The following is a 20,807-nucleotide window of genomic DNA, read 5'->3' on the forward strand; positions in this document are numbered from 1 at the left end:
GTTATTTTCTTGTGGTTATATCTGGAGCCTAATTAAATAGGCACTTATTTCCTATAACGTTCCGTATTTAATTAAAATAACAACTAAACAAATAACAAGTGTTAAGGGAGAATGATATGCGCGCTAATTCAACATTGGCCAAAGCGGTTCGCTTTGCGTTAATTGGTGGTGCTACAACAGCTGCTTTATCTAGTATGGCTGTTTACGCTGAAGAAGGAGATAACGCTAAGGTAGAACGCATTGAGGTAACAGGTTCACGTATCCAAAGAACGGATATGGAATCAGCGTTACCAGTAACAGTTTTATCTGCCGAAGATATTGCAAAAACAGGTTTAAGCGATGTTTCTGCTGTTTTAGCACAAATGCCATTTAACACTGCCGGTAGCTTCATTAGCGATGCAGGTAGTTCTGCAAGTAACCATGCTAGCTCAGGTATGCGTGGTTTAGGCTCAAACCGTACGCTAACCTTGATCAACGGTCGCCGTATTGCGCCATCTGCTACATTTGGTGGTGATGCCACTAACCTCAATTTAATTCCAATGGATGCAATTGAACGTATTGAAATTTTACGTGACGGTGCATCAGCAATTTATGGTTCAGATGCTATCGGTGGTGTAATCAACATCATCCTTAAGAAGACTTTCGACGGTTTAGCATTTGATGCCAAATTTGGTAGCCCAACTCAAGGCGGAAGAGATGAAAAGTCGGCTTCTATCACTTTTGGTAATACCAGTGATAAAAGCAGCAGCTTAGTAATCATCGAACACAAGCAATTTGATCCACTGCAAGGTGGCCAACGTCCTCACTTAACCGCTAACTGGGATAAGAAATACGGCCGTAGCGGCTTATATGCGCCAGAAGGCACATATCGTCCAGTTGAATCTCGTCCAGTGAAAGGCGCAGATGGCACATTCGGCACACCTGTCTATACAGGCTTGCAGGTTCCAGGTAAAGATTGTCCAGCCGATCGCATTGTAACCACCAAAGACGGTTCAGCTTGTGGTTTTAACCAGTTTGACGGTACTGACTATCTCCCAGATCAAACAAAAGACTCTGTATTCTCTAATATGACTTACCGTATTACTGATGAATTAGAGTGGTTTGGTCAAGCTATCGTAATGCGTGATAAATCCATCACGTCTTCTACTGCGCTGTGGACTCCTAACCTATACATAGCAGCCGATAACCCATTAAACCCAACGTTCGGCACAGCTAATGCGTCAGAAGTTCAAGCTTATCATCGCTTGAAAGGCGTAGCAGACCGTTCAACGGAATTCGACTCAAATGTAGTTGACATAGTAACAGGTTTAAACCTTGAGTTAGATGCAGGCTCTCTGAGCTGGTACGTTCAATACTCAGATCAAATTGTAAACATTGAAACTGACTCTTATGTCTTCGAAGATAAGCTGCAAGAAGCGGTTGATAAAGGTTTGTATAACCCATTCGTTGAAGGTGGCAACGCAACTCAAGCCACTTTAGATACTTTCTTACACACAGCTACTCGTAAAGCAACCTCAAATACAACCGGCACCGGATTGTCATGGGCGGCACTTGCTCCAATTTCCTTACCTGGCGGTGACTTAGGTTATGCTGTTGGTATGGAATACCAAAAAATTGAATACAAAGATTCCCGTGACGCTCAACAAGCAGCAGGTAACGTATTAGGGACTTATGGTGGTGATTCTGCTGGCGATAGAAGCTACAAAGCGGCATTCGTTGAGTTAGAGTTACCAGTTTTAGATCACTTGAACGTGAAGCTCGCAAGCCGTTACGACCAATATAGCTTACCAGATGTTGGTCAGCTTTCTAGCTCTGTAAACGTACGTTACGAAGCCTTAGATAACTTAGTGCTACGTGCATCCTATGGCCAAGGCTTTAGAGCACCGTCACTAGATGACCTGTTAGGCAAACCAGCAACCAGTTACGACAGAGTCACAGATACTACTCTGTGCCAAAGTCTACCACCTGATCAACAAAACGGTAATCCTGCTTGTGAAGATAACCAATATCTGCGTAAGAGTTCAGGTAATAAAGACCTAGATCCAGAGAAATCTGCTCAATACGCTTTCGGCGCAGTGTGGAATATTACTGAGAATATCGATTTTGTTGTTGATTACTACAACATTGAAATCACTGATCAAGTAAGCTACATCGGTGCACAAACTATCGTTGACTTAGAAGCAATTGGTGGCTTAGGTGCCTATGACCCTAAATACATCTATGTTAAACGTAAAGCTGATGGCACTATCGATGAGATTGGTGCAGGCAACATCAACATGGACGGCGTACAAACTTCGGGTCTTGACGTATCTTTCACGTCAAACTTCGATTTAGGGGAAATTGGTACATTTAAGTTTGCAGTTGAAGGTACTTATGCCCTGGAATACACCGAACAAGCAAGCCCAATTGCTAAACGTTATGATGTGTTAGGTACTAAAGGTTATCCGCCACTACGCTTCAATACGACATTTAGCTATGCAATTGATGACTTCTCTGCATCTTTGATTGCTAAGTACATTGATTCTTACGATGGTGAAACGCCACAACAACAAGAAGTTGGCACGAATAAACAAGACTTCTCATCTTTCACCACGTGGGATCTGACACTGAACTACGACTTCGATAGCTACGGTAAAGTCACTGTAGGTGCTCGTAACCTGTTTGATGCAATGCCAACTGTTAACTACAGCTTAGGCTACCCAGGATACGATACAGATACTCATAACATCTTAGGTCGTGTCGTATTTGCAGGATACAAAGTGAAATTCTAATTTCCCTTTAGGAAGATAGAAAACCACAACAAAAACGGCATCCTCGGATGCCGTTTTTTTATATACTTTTAAACCAATATGACTAAGTCAAACCTTAGCTCCTATTTACCCCGCTGCTTCAGGTTCCCCCTAGCGCCTAGCTAAATTCTCACACCTAGTTAAATCCAAGATAATGCGCGCCAATCACCAGTACGCTTGAGACCAGCATCAGCAGCAACATAAAGCGCCATACAAATTTCATCCAGTTACCCCAATCGACGCGGCATACGCCAAGAGTGGCCATCAAAGACGCTGAAGTGGGCACTATGATATTGGTGAGGCCATCACCTAGTTGAAAGGCCAATACCGCCACTTGGCGCGTCACACCAACAATGTCAGAAAGAGGTGCCATCAGTGGCATAGTCAAGGCAGCCTGCCCTGACCCTGAAGTCACAAAAAAGTTGAATACGGATTGAAACAGCAACATAAACCACGCCGAGAGCGCATCAGGTAGATGGCCAATCACCCCGCCAGCACTGTTAAGTACCGTATTTAACACGCTTGGTTCAGTCGGTGCACCGCCGCCAAGGAGCAGTAAAATCCCCGAGGCACATCCCACTAAAAGAGCTGGCTCTAACATGGTTTTAGCGCCGTCCTTAAAACTCTGCGCCACCTTGTTAAGCGTCAATCCATTAAGTTTAAACACACAGCCAATGACGCCAGCTACCATACCCATGGTAAAAAACTGACTGGCAATCTCAGGGATAAACCAAGCTTTTACCACTACGCCCCAAATCACCCATACCATAGTGAGCACTAACAATGCTAAAACCAGTATATCGCCAAGATTAAAGCGACTCTCTAATGTCGTATTGGCATGATGCTCTCGAAAATAAGCATCGGACTGAAAACTATGGGATAAACTGGGTTGCTGCTGAATGCGATGGGCGTAACGCATAGTAAAGACAATCCCGAGCAAGGTAAATCCAAGCCACATAGGAAAGCGAAACTCACTGCCTGAAAGAACTGGTATTCCCGCAATACCCTGGGCAATCGCCACACTGAAGGGATTCATCCAAGAACTGGCAAAACCAATTTGAGTCGCCACATAGGTCACCATCACAGTGGTGATGCCGTCATAGCCCAAACGGATCATTAATGGGCAGATGATAATGGCAAAAGCTATGGCCTCTTCTCCCATGCCAAACACGGCGCCACCAAGGGAAAACAGTGTAAATATCACCGGAATAAATAACTTTTCATTGCCACGGGTTTTATCGATTAACTTTAAGATGCCGTTATCTATGGTGCCTGTGGCCATCACCACCCCAAAGGAACCGCCAATCACCAGCATGAACATGATCACGCCAATCGCACTGCCCCATTTAGATCCTGAAGTTAGGCCCTCAAAGGCGAAGTTAAAAAAGCCAACCCCGCCCTCGCCTTTAAACAATGCCACAGGTTGCAATTTAGGCTCGCCCGCAGCATCCAATTGATAGGCAAAAGAAGTAGGGTCGACCACCGTCCGCGCTTTATCGACACCATCCGTTAGATAATGCACCTCTTGGGTTTGAAACGACCCGATGGGGATAAAGTAAGTCATTAATCCCGCAAGCAATGCCACAAAAAAGATGATCACTAAGGTATCGGGCATTTGAAATGGTGAGGGAGTGTGTGAAGCGGATGATGCCGGAGCAGTCTGAACTGCTTCTGTTGGCTGATTCGTCGAAGGTGGAGTCGTCATAGATGCGCCATTTTATGTCAAACGGAAAAGGCCGCACTATAAACTAAAGCGCTGTAAATCAGTATATAAAATCTTCATTCACTTGCATGAATATGCAAAATGCTCACATCTATCACAAACAAGTAATCTGCATAAAAAAGCCTTTGCGGTGAAAAAACAAAAAAATGCCCAGTAAAACTGGGCATTTTTTTATGAGCCTAAGGCAAATATCACTCAAAGAGAGACTCACAAACCTAAGTGCCTTACTCTCTTGATTACTTTCTCTTAATTACTTAGTCCCTTAATGACTTAGTCTCTTGGCTATTTTTCGCCTTTTCAGTATGCAATGGTGACGCGAAAAAATGGGCCTGATGGGATTTTTGTGGATCGGGTAAGGCAAGTTGCCCTTGCTCAATCCACCAATAGCCGAGGCCAACAATCACGCCGCCGCCGACGATGTTGCCTAAGGTCACAGGAATTAAGTTATTGAATACAAAATTTGTTACCGTTAAATCAGCAAATTGTTCTTGGGTAATACCTAAGGAAGCAAAAAACTCCGGACTTGCCACAGCTTGAATTGTTATCCCAAACGGCACCATAAACAGGTTTGCAATGCTGTGCTCAAAACCGCTACTAACAAACATGGCTACAGGTAGGATCAATAAAATGGCTTTGGTTAGCGATTCTCGGCTGGCGAAGGTCATCCAAATACCAAGACATACCAGCATATTACATAAAATACCTAAGCTAAATGCTTGAATCCATGTATGGTGCAGCTTATGTTGTGAGACCTTTAAAGCATTTAGTCCCCAATTTCCGCCATCAAGCTCATATAAGCCCGCCGCCATAATCAAGCCGACCATCAACATGGCGCCGACAAAGTTGCCTAGGTAAACTCGCGTCCAGCATTTGAGTAACTCACTGGTAGTCACTTGTTTTTGCGCCCAAGCCACGCTGCTTAAGACTGAACTAGTGAACAGCTCGCCGCCGCAAATCACGACCAAAATTAACCCTAAGCTAAAGGCGATACCGCCCACAAGACGTACTAAGCCCCATGCACTATCGCCCGCACCCGTGGTGACGGTCAGGTAAAACACAAAGGCTAAAGCAATAAAGGCTCCCGCAAACACCGCTAAACCAAAGGATTGCCAAGGCGCCTTAACCACTTTACTTTTGCCATAGATTTCGGCTTGGTGATAACAACTAAAATGCGAAGAAACCTGCACAGGCTCATAGCCATTTGATGATGTCTGTGGAGCGTTAGCATGTGAGTCTTTCATAACCGTACTCCCAAACCCGATAAACAAACGCGAACTTGCAACATAGGTCTCTCCTACAGCGCCGAGGCGCAGATCAAACCAATCAAAATTTACATTAAGACTTGCTTAAATGATGACTCACTAAAGTCACGCTTTGTAACATACAAATCGTGTTCGCCGTGAAGCAGAGTTTGCCAAAGCGTGATGTTATTCACAGGTAAAATGTGAAATTTTTGAAGAGGCAAACACAAAAGGTTAATTGGTCATACCAATTTTGTTTGCATTTTGCCAATTTATCACCGCCCATCTAAGCATTATTCACTGACTAGATTAAGCAGATTTAACCTTATACAGAGTGAGTGAAGCATAAGTATCCTTCACTGAGATGGCGGGTTGTTGACTAAGTGCTGTAATCTTTTAAATAGCGGCTCAACAAGAAATCACAGTATTCGAAGCCCGACACAACAATATTCCGCATCAACATCCTTATCTTTAAATGCTTTAGCACCGCCAAGCATTCCGTATAATCAGGCCTTTTTCATCCCAGCTTTACCTGCCCATTGGAGATTAAATCGTAACCATTAAAAATCAATCGATACGGTGATAGCTTTCGCCGATTAAAAGCGCGACAGTCTGTTAAATAAGCGATAGCTTCAGCCCGCAATGGGCCAACAAAAGCGTGCTTTAATCCTTATTGTGCTAAAAAAATGCTACCTCGCTAGCAAATTTAAGATTAACAGAGTACAAACTCGCCCGTTTAAGATGCGAGACAGTAAGAGCTATGTTAATATGCTTATGGATAATTGGTCTTACCAATTTATAAAAAGAGTTATCGATAGCCGATAATCCACGTTAAACGTATATTTGTCATCTTATCGGGTATCAATAGACAGACACTTGGCGCGATAAACATCCCCAAGTTCCAGTTCCCATCATAGGGCGTCATCTTGAAGGGAGCTTTAATCAGGAAATAGCAATTGGCCTATACTCAACATGGCTTACCCCATGAGCGCCAATGACCTTTATCTCAACCAAAAGGTATTAGTACGATGACCGACAAAACTGAACTGTTTGCCAACGCATGGGAAGGTTTTACCCCTGGCGATTGGAAATCTGAAGTCAATGTACGTGACTTTATTCAACAAAACTATGCTCCCTATGAAGGTGACGAGTCATTCCTAGCCGGTGCCACCGAAGCCACAACCAAGTTGTGGGACAAAGTGATGGAAGGCATCAAGCAAGAAAACCGTACCCATGCGCCAGTTGATTTCGACACTAAGATGGTTTCAACCATCACTTCCCACGACGCGGGTTATATCAATAAAGATTTAGAAACTATCGTTGGTTTACAAACTGATGCGCCGCTCAAACGCGCTATGTTGCCTAACGGTGGTATTCGTATGGTGGAAAGCTCATGCGCCGCCTACGATCGCGTACTAGATGAAGATGTTAAATACATCTACTCAGAACTGCGTAAAACCCACAACCAAGGCGTATTCGACGTCTACACCCCAGAAATCATGGCGTGTCGTAAATCCGGTGTATTAACCGGTTTACCCGACGCCTATGGCCGTGGCCGTATCATCGGTGACTATCGCCGTGTTGCACTTTACGGTATCGACTTCTTAATGAAGGATAAATTTGCCCAGTTCAGCTCACTGCAAGCCCAGTTTGAAGCCGGCGAAGATTTATCTAACGTTATCCAACTGCGTGAAGAAATTGCCGAGCAGCACCGCGCACTGGGCCAAATGAAGAAAATGGCCGCAAAATACGGTTTCGATATTTCTCGCCCAGCAACCAATGCTAAAGAAGCTATCCAATGGACTTACTTCGGTTACTTAGCTGCGGTTAAGAGCCAAAACGGCGCAGCGATGTCTTTAGGCCGTACTTCAACGTTCCTGGATATCTATATCGAACGCGATCTGAAAAACGGTGTTATCACTGAGCAACAAGCTCAAGAAATGATTGACCATTTCGTGATGAAACTGCGTATGGTGCGCTTCCTACGTACTCCAGAATACGATGAGTTATTCTCAGGTGACCCTATTTGGGCAACCGAATCTATCGGCGGTATGGGCTTAGATGGCCGTACACTGGTGACCAAATCAAGCTTCCGCTTCTTGAACACGCTATACACCATGGGCCCAAGCCCTGAGCCAAATATCACTGTGCTCTGGTCTGAAAAACTGCCTGTTGGCTTTAAAAAGTACTGCGCAAAAGTGTCTATCGACACCAGCTCAATTCAGTACGAAAACGATGACTTAATGCGTCCAGATTTCCAATCTGACGATTATGCGATCGCTTGCTGCGTGAGCCCAATGGTTGTGGGTAAACACATGCAGTTCTTCGGTGCCCGTGCAAACCTCGCCAAAACCATGTTGTACGCAATTAACGGTGGCGTTGACGAAAAACTGAAAATCCAAATCGCGCCAAAAGCCGACCCAATCACTGACGAAGTGCTGAACTTTGATGATGTGATGAATCGCTTAGACGGTTTAATGGATTGGTTAGCAACGCAATATGTCACAGCACTGAACGCCATTCACTACATGCACGACAAGTACTCCTACGAAGCTGCGCTAATGGCGCTGCACGACAGAGATGTACGTCGCACAATGGCCTGTGGTATCGCAGGGCTTTCAATCGCAGCCGACTCACTGTCAGCCATCAAGTACGCTCAAGTTAAACCTGTGCGTGATGAAAATGGCATTGCCGTTGACTTTGAGATCAGTGGTGACTATCCAAAATTTGGTAACAACGACCCACGTGTTGACGATATCGCCTGTGACTTAGTTGAACGTTTTATGGCGAAAATTCGCGACCGTAAAATGTACCGCAACGCGATCCCAACTCAGTCAATTCTGACCATCACCTCGAACGTGGTTTATGGTAAGAAAACCGGTAACACACCAGACGGTCGTCGTTCAGGTGCGCCATTTGCACCGGGTGCAAACCCAATGCATGGCCGTGATGAAAAAGGCGCAATCGCCTCGTTAACCTCAGTGGCTAAACTGCCTTTCGCCCACGCTCAGGACGGTATCTCTTACACCTTCTCTATCGTACCTAATGCTCTAGGTAAAGATGAAGATGGTCGTCGTACCAACTTAGCAGCGTTGATGGACGGATATTTTGCCCACAACGAAGGACACGAAGGCGGTCAACACTTGAACGTGAACGTGATGAACCGTGAAATGCTCGAGGATGCGGTTGTCAACCCAGACAAGTATCCACAACTGACCATTCGTGTTTCTGGTTATGCAGTTCGCTTCAACTCACTGACTCCAGAACAGCAACAAGATGTGATCACGCGTACGTTCACAAAAGGTCTGTAAGCTAAATTAGGTAAGGCTGTAGTACAATGTACTACAGCCTCACTTATTTCAACAGGAGTCACAATGGCAGTTACCGGTCGGATCCACTCAGTGGAATCCTTTGGCACAGTGGATGGTCCAGGCATACGGTTTATCACCTTTATGCAGGGCTGTTTAATGCGCTGCCAATATTGCCACAACCGTGATACTTGGGATCTCGATGGAGGTAAGGAAGTACAAGTCGACGAGTTAATGAGCCAAATCATTAGCTACCGCCCCTTCCTCGATGCCAGCAACGGCGGCGTCACCGCTAGCGGCGGCGAAGCCATATTACAAGCGGAGTTTGTCGCCGAACTCTTTAAAGCCTGTAAAAAAGAAGGCATTCATACCTGTTTAGATACTAATGGCTTTGTGCGTAAGTACACACCAGTGATTGATGAGCTACTCGATAATACCGATCTGGTTTTGCTCGATATCAAACAGATGAATGACGATAAACACATTGAACTGACCAAGGTTAGCAACCACAGAACGCTGCAATTTGCCGAGTACCTCGCCAAACGCAATCAGCCAACTTGGATACGTTATGTGGTCGTGGGTGGATTTACTGATGATGAAGCCTCGGCATTACAACTGGCCGAATTTATCAAACCCATGAAGAATATTGAAAAAGTAGAACTCCTACCCTACCACGAGCTTGGTAAACACAAGTGGGAAGCGATGGGAGAAAGCTATCAACTTGATGGTGTCGCACCACCTAGTCGCGAAACCATGGAAAAAATTAAAGCCGTGTTTAGCTCACAGGGGATTAACGCGGCATATTAAGCGTCAAGGGAGGCTTAAAGCTCCTCCCAATAACTGGCATCTAAGCGCTCAAAGGCTATTTTTAAGATGAGCGCCATATCAAGGTAACACGCCTTAGCGCCCAAGGATTGGCAATGAATGCCCATGGCAGACAATTTCGCACTCAACTGATTACTCCAGTCGAACAGCGATAACGGTAATGGATGGCGCGCACGCCAGCCTAGCCATAACAAGCCCTGCAATGGCAGGCTGATAAAAAACAACGCGATAGTGAGTGCTTGGGGTAAAAATCCCCAACCATAGGTATAGAGCTGACTCACACTCGCTAAAATTGCCAATACTGGCATCACCAGAATGGCAAGCTGAGTGGCGCGTACCACCCGATACTCAGGAAAATACAAACCCAGTTGTCTAACCATAGGCCACGTCTTCATATAACGACGACCGTCACCTAAGGTTTTGAGAATATTGAGACTCAATTTTAGACACCTACTACAGAGGAATACTGCTTTTACCATAGCACAATCTGGCACTTCGCCCCAAGACTGTGATGGCAAATTACTCGCGTGTTCCCAAGATTTTGAATCGTTAACTTAAACACAATGGCAAAAGGTTTACACATGTCTAATAAACTGGTTTTAGTACTCAATTGCGGTAGCTCCTCACTCAAATTTGCCGTCATTGACGCGCAAACAGGTGACGATCAGATCTCTGGCCTCGCCGAGTGTTTTGGCTTAGAAGACTCGCGCATTAAATGGAAAATCAACGGTGAAAAACATGAGTCCTCTTTAGGTGCATTCACCGCTCACCGTGAAGCCGTTGAATTTATCGTCAATAAAATCCTCGCGGGTCAACCTAAATTAGCCGCACAAATTCAAGCCGTAGGTCACCGTATCGTACACGGTGGAGAAAAGTTCACCCGCTCTGTGATCATCGACGAGCATGTGATCAAAGGTATTGAAGAGTGTTCATCTCTAGCACCGCTGCATAACCCTGCGCACCTTATCGGCATTCGCGCCGCCATTGCGTCTTTCCCTAAACTGCCACAAGTGGCTGTTTTTGATACTGCGTTCCACCAAAGCATGCCAGAGCGCGCTTTCATCTACGCCCTGCCATACAAATTGTACCGTGAGCACGGTATCCGCCGTTATGGTATGCACGGCACTAGCCACCTGTTTGTCAGCCGTGAAGCCGCTAAAGTGTTGAACAAGCCTTTAGAAGAAACCAATGTGATCTGCGCGCACTTAGGTAACGGTGCCTCTGTGACGGCGGTTAAAGGCGGCAAGAGCGTTGATACCTCAATGGGACTGACGCCGCTTGAAGGCTTAGTCATGGGCACACGCTGTGGCGATCTCGACCCATCGATCATCTACCACTTAGTACACCAACTCGGTTACACGCTGGAAGAAGTCAACAACCTGATGAACAAGCAAAGTGGTCTGCTGGGGATTTCTGAACTGACTAACGACTGCCGTGGCATCGAAGAAGGTTATGCCGATGGCCATAAAGGTGCAACCTTAGCACTGGAGATTTTCTGCTACCGTCTAGCGAAATACATTGCTTCTTATACTGTTCCACTTGGTCGTTTAGATGCCGTAGTCTTTACTGGCGGTATCGGCGAAAACTCCGATATTATCCGCGAGAAAGTGCTCAACATGCTGCAAATCTTTAATTTCCATGTTGATAGCGAGCGCAACAAAGCGGCACGCTTCGGTAAAAAAGGCATTATCACCGCCGACAACAGTACTGTCGCTATGGTCATCCCAACCAACGAAGAGTGGGTTATCGCCGAAGATTCAATTAAACTCATTAGTAAATAATAAGACTCATTAAGCCGTTTGCGTCGTCAAACGGCTTTATTATTAGTGACCTACAACTAAACAAACACAAGCAAATCCGCAGAGACTACTCTGCCAAAAACCATCGAACTTAGAGGTTTTTATGTCTCGAAATATTATGTTAATCCCCATAGGTACAGGAGTCGGCCTGACCTCCTTAAGCCTTGGTATGGTGCGCGCCTTAGAGCGCCACGGGGTAAAAGTCCAATTCTTTAAGCCTATTTCACAGCTTCGTCCGAATGATAACGGTCCAGAACGCTCAACCACGATTTTAAGCAAATCACCAACGGTTAATCCGTTAGAGCCCTTCGATATGGCCCATGCTGAAGCGTTGATCCGCGCCGATCAAACCGATGTGCTGATGGAGCAAATCATTGCCCGCGCCGCAGAATGCGCCAGCAACACCGAAACCCTGATTGTTGAAGGTCTGGTACCTACCCGCAACCATCCCTTTGCCGATGACGTTAACTACGCTATCGCTAAAGCTATGGATGCTGACGTGATTTTCATTGCCACTCCTGGCAGTGATACTCCAACAGGGTTAATGAATCGCCTCGAAATTGCCTACAACTCTTGGGGTGGCAAAAACAACAAACGTCTGATCGGTGCCGTGATCAACAAGATTGGTGCACCGGTGGACGATGAAGGTCGTGCACGCCCTGACTTATCAGAAGTGTTTGATCATCAAGGTGTACAACGCTCTGATGCCTCTATCATGTTCCAACTGCCGGGTAAGAGCCCACTGCGCATTTTAGGTAGCGTGCCTTACAACCTAGACTTAGTCGCACCACGCGCCTCTGATTTAGCTAAACACTTACGCGCACGGATTCTTAATGCCGGTGAGATGAATATTCGCCGTCTACGTAAAGTCACCTTCTGTGCTCGCAGCTTGCCTAATATGGTCAACCATATTAAGACAGACTCCTTACTGGTGACTTCTGGCGATCGCTCCGATGTGATCGTATCTGCGTGTCTTGCCGCCATGAACGGCGTAAAGATTGGTGCCCTGCTACTGACTGGCAGCTACGAGCCTGAGCCAGAGATCCTTAAACTCTGTGAACAAGCTTTTGAGACAGGTTTACCGGTTTTCCTGATTGATACCAATACTTGGCAAACCTCATTAAATATCCAACGCTTCGACCATGAAGTGCCAGTGGATGATGCCGTTCGTATCGACTTAGTGCAGGAATATGTCGCTAGCCATATCGACCAAACGTGGATTGAGAGCGTCACGAAAAACTCTCCGCGGGAACATCGCCTGTCACCACCAGCGTTCCGTTACAAGCTAACCGAGCTTGCCCGTGCCGCCCACAAAACCGTGGTGCTGCCTGAAGGTGATGAACCTCGTACGATCAAAGCCGCGGCCATTTGTGCTGAACGTGGTATCGCGCGTTGCGTGCTATTAGGTAAAAAAGATGAAATTCTGCGTATAGCGGCGCAGCAAGATGTCGTGCTAGGTGAAGGCGTTGTTATTGTCGACCCCGATGAAGTACGTGATCGCTATGTAGAGCCAATGTTGGATCTACGCCGTAGTAAAGGCTTAACCGAAGTCGTTGCCAAAGAGCAGTTAGAAGACAACATGGTGCTAGGCACTATGATGCTGGCACAAGACGAAGTCGATGGCATTGTCTCTGGCGCGGTTAACACCACCGCCAACACCATCCGTCCACCACTACAATTGATCAAAACAGCCCCAGGCTCGAGCCTTGTTTCTTCCATCTTCTTTATGTTGATGCCAGATCAAGTGCTGGTTTACGGTGACTGCGCGATTAACCCCGATCCTAATGCTGAACAACTGGCCGATATCGCGATTCAATCGGCAGAATCTGCTAAAGCCTTCGGTATCGAGCCTAGAGTAGCGATGATCAGCTACTCAACGGGTAACTCAGGTACTGGTTCAGATGTGGATAAAGTGCGTGAAGCCACTCGTATCGCCAAAGAAAAACGTCCTGATCTGGTTATTGACGGTCCACTGCAATACGATGCGGCCGTTATGCCAAACGTGGCTCGCTCTAAGGCACCTAACAGCCCTGTAGCAGGTCAAGCCACTGTGTTTGTGTTCCCCGATCTCAACACGGGTAACACTACCTACAAGGCTGTACAACGTAGTGCTGACCTGATCAGTATTGGCCCAATGCTACAAGGCATGCGTAAACCTGTGAACGACTTATCCCGCGGTGCGTTAGTGGATGACATTGTCTACACTATCGCCCTCACGGCAATTCAAGCGTCACAAAACGATGCTAAAAAATCGTAAATTGAGCTAACAACACGCTCAACCTAAAAGCACTGACTTGTTCAGTGCTTTTTTATTTCCAGAGGCAAATGGTCGCAAAATAGACAGCATTAAACGCTTAAATTAAAGCCAAAATACGGTAAAAATGTTGCTGATGAAAAACAAATGCTGTGAATAGACTGGAAAGTTTTATAAAAATATCCACAAGGAAAGGCCAGAAATAAGGCTTAACAGAAAGGCGTCACTTTTTAACCAGCAAATAAAGCGTTATAGTATCAGGCACTTAAAAAGCATCCATCTAGTCTTCAACATACTTTTCCACAGATTCTGTGGATAACCTAAAAAGCGAATCCTTTAAGGTATGCCACAACCATTAGACAGGAGTCAAGACATTCTCGCCAAAGATGCCCATTATTACAAAACTTGAACATAGCCGCTAAAATCGCGATACTCGTGACAAATTCCTATAACTAAAAGCCATGAGAACCTTATTTTTCCTTTCATTACTGTTTTTGTTTGGCTGTGGCGAACCCACAGACAAAGAACAACACGTGCTCACGCCCGAAGAAGTCAGCCTAGGCTTTTTTAGCGCCATTTATGTTGACCGAGATGTCGAAAAAGCCAAGCTGTATGTCAATGAGCAGCTCAAAGAGGTACTCACCCACTACTATATCGCTGCCGCAGTACAACGTAATGTGCTTAGCCTGTCTATGACTAATGTCGAAATGGAAATTGATGACATCGATATCGACTTCTTCCGTAAATTTACTAAAGACGTCTTAGTAGTCGTTAAGATGAAAGGTCTAAAAGGTGGACAACCTTGGATTGATGACAGAACAATTCGCCTGCATAAAATAAGCGGTAAGTGGATTATCGTTGAGATTATGCCTGAAAAACGTAAGGTCAATGGCTAATAGGTTGATAACGCATCAAACGAATATCCGAACTCAGATAAAAAAATAGCAACCCTAAGGTTGCTATTTTCATGTGCTTGTATTTGTTACTTCAGACTCAGAATTGTCCTGTAAGCGAATGGCTTACAGAACTTAGACCGCTTCTTCTTCGTTCTGCGCAGGTAAAGACGTCATCACATCGTCTTTAACTTGGTAGTAAGCGTTTTCGTATTCATGAACTTCCATAACAACTCCTGCTCGATTTTGTAAGGTCGCAAAGGCATGTCGTTCTATGCAGACATTTTGCCCATGAGGAAAGGGAATTTCCGTGGCGCTGAGTATACCAAAGCAAAATCAACAATTACAGAAAACTTTCAGTTTTGTTTCCAACTTAAAGATGAAATCGGTGCTTTATCATCTAAAATGCCAAAAAGCAGTATTAAACCATGAAAGACTTTCAGCCGGTGTAGGATGATGTGCTAAAGAATTGTGGTTGATAAATAAAGCATATAAGAAGATGAGTGCAAACTGGGAGCAATTGCGTAGAAAGGTAATATGGATGCTATAAAAGTAGTCATCAAGGCCACTTAACCCTGATGACTACTGTAGTTTACGCTTTTAAACGATACCGCAGCACCTTTAATGATTTCTCCTCAGAGATGTCTGCAAAGGATGCAGGGTTAGGTAAACGTTCAAGGTATTCAAGCTCAGGAGCCGCCTCCTCAACCTGCTGACGCAAAAATTGAGTGTCAAGCTCTGGCGCATTTAAGCAAAGCAAGACTTCAGCATTATCGGCTAACAACTCGGGTAAATGCCTGAGCAAACGCACATAATCCTTAGTTGCTACAAAACTGCCCTTTTGATTACTCGGCGGATCAGCAACCACGATGTCATAGGGGCCTAACTTACGCAATTTACCCCACGATTTAAAAATATCGTGCCCTAAAAAACGCGCGCCAGCGGTAAAGCCATTCAGCAGATGATTCTGCTTACCTATCGCAAGAGCCCCCTTACTCATGTCCATATTCACCACTTCATCGGCGCCGCCCTGCAGTGCTGCCACCGAGAATCCACAGGTGTAAGCAAACAAATTCAGCACTTTCTTGTGGCGTGCATTGGCTCTCACCCATTCACGGCCATTGGCCATGTCGAGGAACAAACCGTGGTTTTGACCACGCAGTAAATGTACCTGAAACCTCGCACCATTTTCAGTCACGATATGAGGCTCTGGCACGTCACCCGCCAGTAATTGACTAAAGGTTTCGCCACCACTGCGGTATTGATACACCAAATTTAATGGCTGATTGGGTTGTATCACTTGCCAACGTGCCGTAATGGCCTGTTGGCAAAGGGCGAGCTCAGCTGCCTCAAGGGCCGAAAAACTGGTCAATAACAATACGGGCGCGAACCAGTCTAAGCAAAGATGCTCGCAACCTGGATAATGTCCACCGCGGCCGTGGAATAAGCGCGTGGCATCTTCACTGACTTTTATTGTCGCCAGTGCATCTATAAAACCTTGCATTATCTACTACTTCTTATCAGTTGAATGAGTATCGACAGGTTCAGAAACCGGAGTAGTGCTTGTCGATTGGCTCACCAGTTTATCATCCACATCATCGGACAATAAAATGGCTAACCAGCTACCACTCTTACTGGATTCAAGGGCAATTTTAACCACCATGGTTAAGGGAACCGACAACAACATGCCAACAGAACCCAACAACCAGCCCCAAAAAATTAACGATAGAAATACCACTAAAGTGGAAAGCCCGAGACCGCGGCCCATAAATTTAGGCTCGACCACATTGCCCATCACCATATTCGCGCCGATGTAAAGCAGCGCGGTTCCGCCTGCTGCGGCAGGGCCTAATTGGATAAAGGCCAGCAATACAGCAGGAATTGCAGCAATAATTGAACCGATATTGGGAATATAGTTGAATAAAAAGGCGATAACCGCCCAAAGCAGCGCGTAATCCACACCGATAAAGGCCAGTCCAATACCGACTATCAAGCCCGTCGCTAAACTAACGAGGGTTTTAATCACCATATATTGATTTACCGATTGCAGAAAACGGTCAATCTGTTGCAGGCGCATATCCGGATCATCCAAGGCCAAGTGCAGTTTTTTCGGTAAAGACTGCGCTTCAAATAGCATAAAGACGATGGTCAGGATGATAAGGAACAAATTCGCCATCACATTACCCACACCCGACAACATATTGGTGGTCATAGATAGCGCCATGCCAGGGTCAAAATAGGCTAAGACTTGCTCCTTAGAGATTTGAATATTGAGTGCCTGTAACTTATGTAGCACCCAAGAAAACTGCTCCACCAGCTGATCGCGATATTGGGGCAACTGCTTAGAAAACTCATTGATTGAGCTGCCCACTAAAGAGGCGAGCCACAAGCCCATCAACACGATAAACCCCATTAGCAGGATCACGGCAAGCCATTTAGGCAACCGATATTTAGTCATCAAGACAATCGCTGGATTACAAATCACCGCAATAAAACAGGATAAAACAAAGGGAACAACAATCGGGCTGGCGGCCTTTATCCCTGCCAAAATAATCACTACAAAAGCCATAACTGCAAAACCTTTATAGGCGGCAGTCGGCGAATTGGATCGTGTCATGGAGTAAAAATCCTTCTTGATCTTCGATAAAGTTGTTAGGCTAGCCTAAGAAATGTCTCAAACTCAATCACCTAAGCATTAGATACTAGATTGTTATTATGAAACCAGAAACCGCGATTATACGCATTAAAAACTTAAGACTACGCACTTTTATCGGCATAAAAGAAGATGAAATCCAAAATAGGCAGGATGTAATCATTAATGTCGTTATCCATTACTGCGCCGCCAAAGCTCGCAACAGTGATAATGTCGATGATGCGCTTAATTATCGTACTATCACAAAAAAGATCATTGAGTTGATTGAAAACAATCGCTTCTCACTACTTGAAAACCTTACCAGCCAAACCTTAGCCATTGCCAGCGAGCATCCTTGGGTTGAATTTGCCAGTGTCGAAATCGATAAGCCCCATGCCTTGCGCTTTGCTGATTCGGTATCGATGGAACTGTGTTACCAAAAAAATCAATAAAGTGATCCCCACTTGTCCGTTGCCGTATATTGCTTATAAGGTTTGAAATAAAAGATAGCCACCCTCACCTAAGGATTTGACGATGAAGATTTTGATAACGGGAGCAAGTGGGTTTATTGGTCAGCAATTAGTGGCCCATTTAGCCAACCATCACCAACTGTTATTGCTGACTCGCCATCCTGCCAATAGTCGGCAATTATTAGGCCCTCAGCATCAATATCTTAGTTCACTAGACGAAATTGATGATTTAAATCATATCGATGCCGTTATAAATCTTGCTGGCGAACCGATAGTGGCGAAACGTTGGACTGCTCAGCAAAAACAGCGCATCTGCGATAGTCGCTGGAATATTACTGCAAGGCTTAGCCAACTGATTTTGCAAAGTAGCAATCCACCACAGGTAATGATAAGTGGCTCAGCCATTGGTTTTTACGGCCGCCAAGGCGCGGTTCCCCTTGATGAGCACGCAGTGCCCCACCCTGAATTTAGCCATGACATTTGTAAAGAATGGGAGCGATTGGCACTTAAAGCGACGAGCAAAACCCGCGTTTGTATCCTCCGTACGGGGATTGTGCTTGGGCATGGCGGTGCGCTGGCAAAAATGTTACCGCCCTTCAAACTCGGTCTTGGCGGGCCGATAGGTCATGGCCGTCAAGGGATGAGTTGGATACACATCCACGATATGGTGGCCCTGATCGACTTTCTACTTTGTAATGAAACTTGCCAAGGCATATTTAATGCCACAGCCCCCCATCCTGTCAGTAATGCTGAATTTTCTAAAACTCTTGGTAGAGTATTAAACCGTCCAGCCTTTATGACAGCACCTGCACCAGTTTTACGACTCGCAATGGGTGAAATGGCGGATCTGCTGATCGAAGGCCAATTTGTTCTCCCCAAACATGCGCTCGACGCAGGCTTTAGTTTCCGTTTTGCTCAACTTGAGCCAGCACTTAAAGACCTACTCACAAGTTAATCTGTTATATGGCGTCATTCATACCCCGTAACTGGCTTGGTAATAAAATGTTATCAAGCCAATCGGCAAGCGTTAATATGATACTGAAGAATGACTTAGAAATCAGAGATAAAAAACCCAGTATAGAATTTGTTTATCAGCCTAGTGCAACAAGGCTGATTAGACCGATTTGGCAACAGCATCAAAACATAAATACAACACAATGATTCTAAAGACTATTTAGCGACATCAACCCGTTTTTCTGTTACACTTTCGCCTCTTGCTTATCGATATTGTCGTGTTAGCACCCGCACTGAAGCACAGTTAACGCCCCAAGCAAGACCATTATCTTCAGTACTCGCCCACTCGGTGGCGATGCTGATCAACTATACCAATACGGTTCATATTCGCGCTTAGTATTTCTTCTCCAACCTTGGGGATTGACAAGAATCGGTCCTTAGATCGCGCGTTTAACACTTAGCATTAGCGAGAGCTAAACAATGAGATGGGTCACCCTAACTCACCTTGAGTCTAGCGGTATTCCCACACAAACCATTTGTAAGGAACTATCATGCACACCACTTACACAATTGGCGAACTCGAGTCGTTCTTAATTGCTATCTTCGTGCTGTTTATTGGCCATTCCATCAATCGCCATGTGCGTGTTTTTAAACAATACAATATTCCAGAGCCTATCGTAGGTGGACTGGTCATCGCCGCAGTCGTTGCCTTTTTACATTTCCAAGACATCACTCTCATCTTTAGTTTACCCATGCAAAATACCTTAATGCTGATGTTTTTCAGCACCATAGGTTTATCGGCTAACTATAAGCTACTGCTTAGTGGCGGCAAGAAAGTGTTTATCTTTCTCGGCGTGGCCTCGGTGTATATCATCATCCAAAATGCGGTTGGCGTGAGTCTCGCGAGCCTCCTTGGTTTAGACCCTATCTTAGGCCTTATCGCAGGCTCGATTACCCTCTCTGGCGGCCATGGAACAGGTGTTGCTTGGTCACAAACCTTTGCCGAAAACTACGGCATCAACACCTTAGAACTTGCCATGGCGGCGGCCACCTTTGGCTTGGTCATGGGCGGTATTATCGGCGGCCCTGTCGCGCAGCGTCTCATTGGCAAGCACAATCTGATATCTAGTTACGGCATGGGCCGTAAGCACCACGCCACGCATCCACAACTGGTGACCTATGATCAGCTCGAAGAGGACCAAGTCACCGCCAAGACAATCATCGAAACCCTGTTTGTACTGCTGATCTGCGTTGCGGGGGCAAAATGGTTTACTGTGTTTGTCAGCGAATATCAGCTGAATTGGCTCAAGATGCCAGACTTTGTCTATGCCCTGTTTCTTGGCGTTATCATCGCCAACATCACCGAAGTCACCCGCGGTTATAAACCGCATACTGAGAGTATCGATGTGATAGGCACAGTGGCACTGTCGTTATTCCTCTCTATGGCATTGATGAATCTCAAGTTGTGGGAAATTTTAGATCTAGCGATCCCACTACTGATTATCCTGTTGGTGCAAACCGTCGTGCTGGCGCTGTTCGCCTATTTTGTAACCTTTAAAGTGATGGGCAGCAATTACGATGCAGCAGTGATCACTGGCGGTCACTGTGGCTTTGGTATGGGCGCCACCCCAACCGCAGTGATGAACATGGGCGCACTGGTATCGCGCACTGGCCCTTCTCCTCAGGCCTTTATGGTGGTACCGATTGTCGGCGCCTTCTTTATCGATATCGTCAATTTGATTGTATTGCAGGGCTACCTCAGTTTTATAATGTAACCCTACAAGGCTTTGTAATGAAATGAACGGTAAAGTCATCATCGTTGTCATCCAATGATAGAAACGATTTCACCGCCAATAAAAAAGCACTGGTTTATGCCAGTGCTTTTCATTTTACAAATGGGGTGTTACAGCGTTTGCCTC

At 45.5% G+C, this 20,807-nt stretch carries 14 protein-coding genes; 9 read left to right on the forward strand and 5 right to left on the reverse strand.

Annotated elements, in window-relative coordinates; all coding sequences use genetic code 11:
- Window positions 1–116 precede the first annotated feature (116 nt).
- On the forward strand, window positions 117–2,771 hold the full coding sequence (locus MMG82_RS18350) for a TonB-dependent receptor (RefSeq protein WP_047537372.1): 2,655 nt from the start codon (window positions 117–119) through the stop codon (window positions 2,769–2,771).
- 154 nt (window positions 2,772–2,925) lie between these two features.
- Here the strand turns inward: MMG82_RS18350 and yfcC are convergent, their stop codons facing one another.
- Window positions 2,926–4,494, reverse strand: coding sequence for a putative basic amino acid antiporter YfcC (yfcC, locus tag MMG82_RS18355; RefSeq protein WP_241407255.1), 1,569 nt, complete (start codon window positions 4,492–4,494; stop codon window positions 2,926–2,928).
- 272 nt (window positions 4,495–4,766) lie between these two features.
- Entirely contained in the window at window positions 4,767–5,753 is a 987-nt protein-coding gene (gene focA / locus MMG82_RS18360) for a formate transporter FocA (protein ID WP_037426738.1), read from the reverse strand.
- A 1,028-nt stretch (window positions 5,754–6,781) separates the two neighbouring features.
- Between focA and pflB the strand changes: the two genes are divergently transcribed.
- Window positions 6,782–9,064 carry a formate C-acetyltransferase gene (gene pflB / locus MMG82_RS18365; protein ID WP_037419792.1) on the forward strand — a complete coding sequence of 761 codons (2,283 nt, stop codon included), beginning with the start codon at window positions 6,782–6,784 and terminating at the stop codon, window positions 9,062–9,064.
- A gap of 63 nt (window positions 9,065–9,127) precedes the next feature.
- On the forward strand, window positions 9,128–9,868 hold the full coding sequence (gene pflA / locus MMG82_RS18370) for a pyruvate formate lyase 1-activating protein (protein WP_037419790.1): 741 nt from the start codon (window positions 9,128–9,130) through the stop codon (window positions 9,866–9,868).
- Between the two features lie 14 nt (window positions 9,869–9,882).
- Here pflA and yfbV read toward each other — a convergent pair whose 3' ends face one another.
- Window positions 9,883–10,326 carry a terminus macrodomain insulation protein YfbV gene (gene yfbV / locus MMG82_RS18375; protein ID WP_086023991.1) on the reverse strand — a complete coding sequence of 148 codons (444 nt, stop codon included), beginning with the start codon at window positions 10,324–10,326 and terminating at the stop codon, window positions 9,883–9,885.
- A 141-nt stretch (window positions 10,327–10,467) separates the two neighbouring features.
- Between yfbV and ackA the strand changes: the two genes are divergently transcribed.
- From ackA to MMG82_RS18390, 3 genes are all read left to right on the forward strand, one after another.
- Complete coding sequence (gene ackA, locus MMG82_RS18380; protein ID WP_047537366.1) at window positions 10,468–11,667, forward strand: acetate kinase; 1,200 nt, start codon at window positions 10,468–10,470, stop codon at window positions 11,665–11,667.
- 121 nt (window positions 11,668–11,788) lie between these two features.
- Entirely contained in the window at window positions 11,789–13,942 is a 2,154-nt protein-coding gene (gene pta / locus MMG82_RS18385) for a phosphate acetyltransferase (protein WP_037419786.1), read from the forward strand.
- 458 nt (window positions 13,943–14,400) lie between these two features.
- Window positions 14,401–14,835: a hypothetical protein gene (locus MMG82_RS18390; RefSeq protein ID WP_047537034.1), complete on the forward strand. Its 435-nt coding sequence runs from the start codon at window positions 14,401–14,403 to the stop codon at window positions 14,833–14,835.
- Window positions 14,836–15,424: 589 nt separating this feature from the next.
- Here the strand turns inward: MMG82_RS18390 and MMG82_RS18395 are convergent.
- Window positions 15,425–16,336: a class I SAM-dependent methyltransferase gene (locus tag MMG82_RS18395; RefSeq protein ID WP_037426733.1), complete on the reverse strand. Its 912-nt coding sequence runs from the start codon at window positions 16,334–16,336 to the stop codon at window positions 15,425–15,427.
- A gap of 6 nt (window positions 16,337–16,342) precedes the next feature.
- Complete coding sequence (locus MMG82_RS18400) at window positions 16,343–17,449, reverse strand: AI-2E family transporter (protein ID WP_047537032.1); 1,107 nt, start codon at window positions 17,447–17,449, stop codon at window positions 16,343–16,345.
- A gap of 98 nt (window positions 17,450–17,547) precedes the next feature.
- Here MMG82_RS18400 and folX point away from each other — a divergent pair, with 98 nt between their 5' ends.
- The 3 genes from folX to gltS all read left to right on the forward strand — a co-directional run bounded on the left by folX (window position 17,548) and on the right by gltS (window position 20,663).
- Window positions 17,548–17,916 carry a dihydroneopterin triphosphate 2'-epimerase gene (gene folX, locus MMG82_RS18405; RefSeq protein WP_037419769.1) on the forward strand — a complete coding sequence of 123 codons (369 nt, stop codon included), beginning with the start codon at window positions 17,548–17,550 and terminating at the stop codon, window positions 17,914–17,916.
- A gap of 82 nt (window positions 17,917–17,998) precedes the next feature.
- Window positions 17,999–18,889, forward strand: a complete 891-nt coding sequence (locus tag MMG82_RS18410; RefSeq protein WP_047537029.1) for a TIGR01777 family oxidoreductase — start codon at window positions 17,999–18,001, stop codon at window positions 18,887–18,889.
- 550 nt (window positions 18,890–19,439) lie between these two features.
- Window positions 19,440–20,663: a sodium/glutamate symporter gene (gene gltS / locus MMG82_RS18415; RefSeq protein WP_037426727.1), complete on the forward strand. Its 1,224-nt coding sequence runs from the start codon at window positions 19,440–19,442 to the stop codon at window positions 20,661–20,663.
- Window positions 20,664–20,807 lie beyond the last annotated feature (144 nt).

The sequence above is a fragment of the Shewanella sp. MM_2022_3 genome (genome assembly GCF_022557375.1).
In the GTDB taxonomy this organism is placed as follows: domain Bacteria; phylum Pseudomonadota; class Gammaproteobacteria; order Enterobacterales; family Shewanellaceae; genus Shewanella; species Shewanella xiamenensis.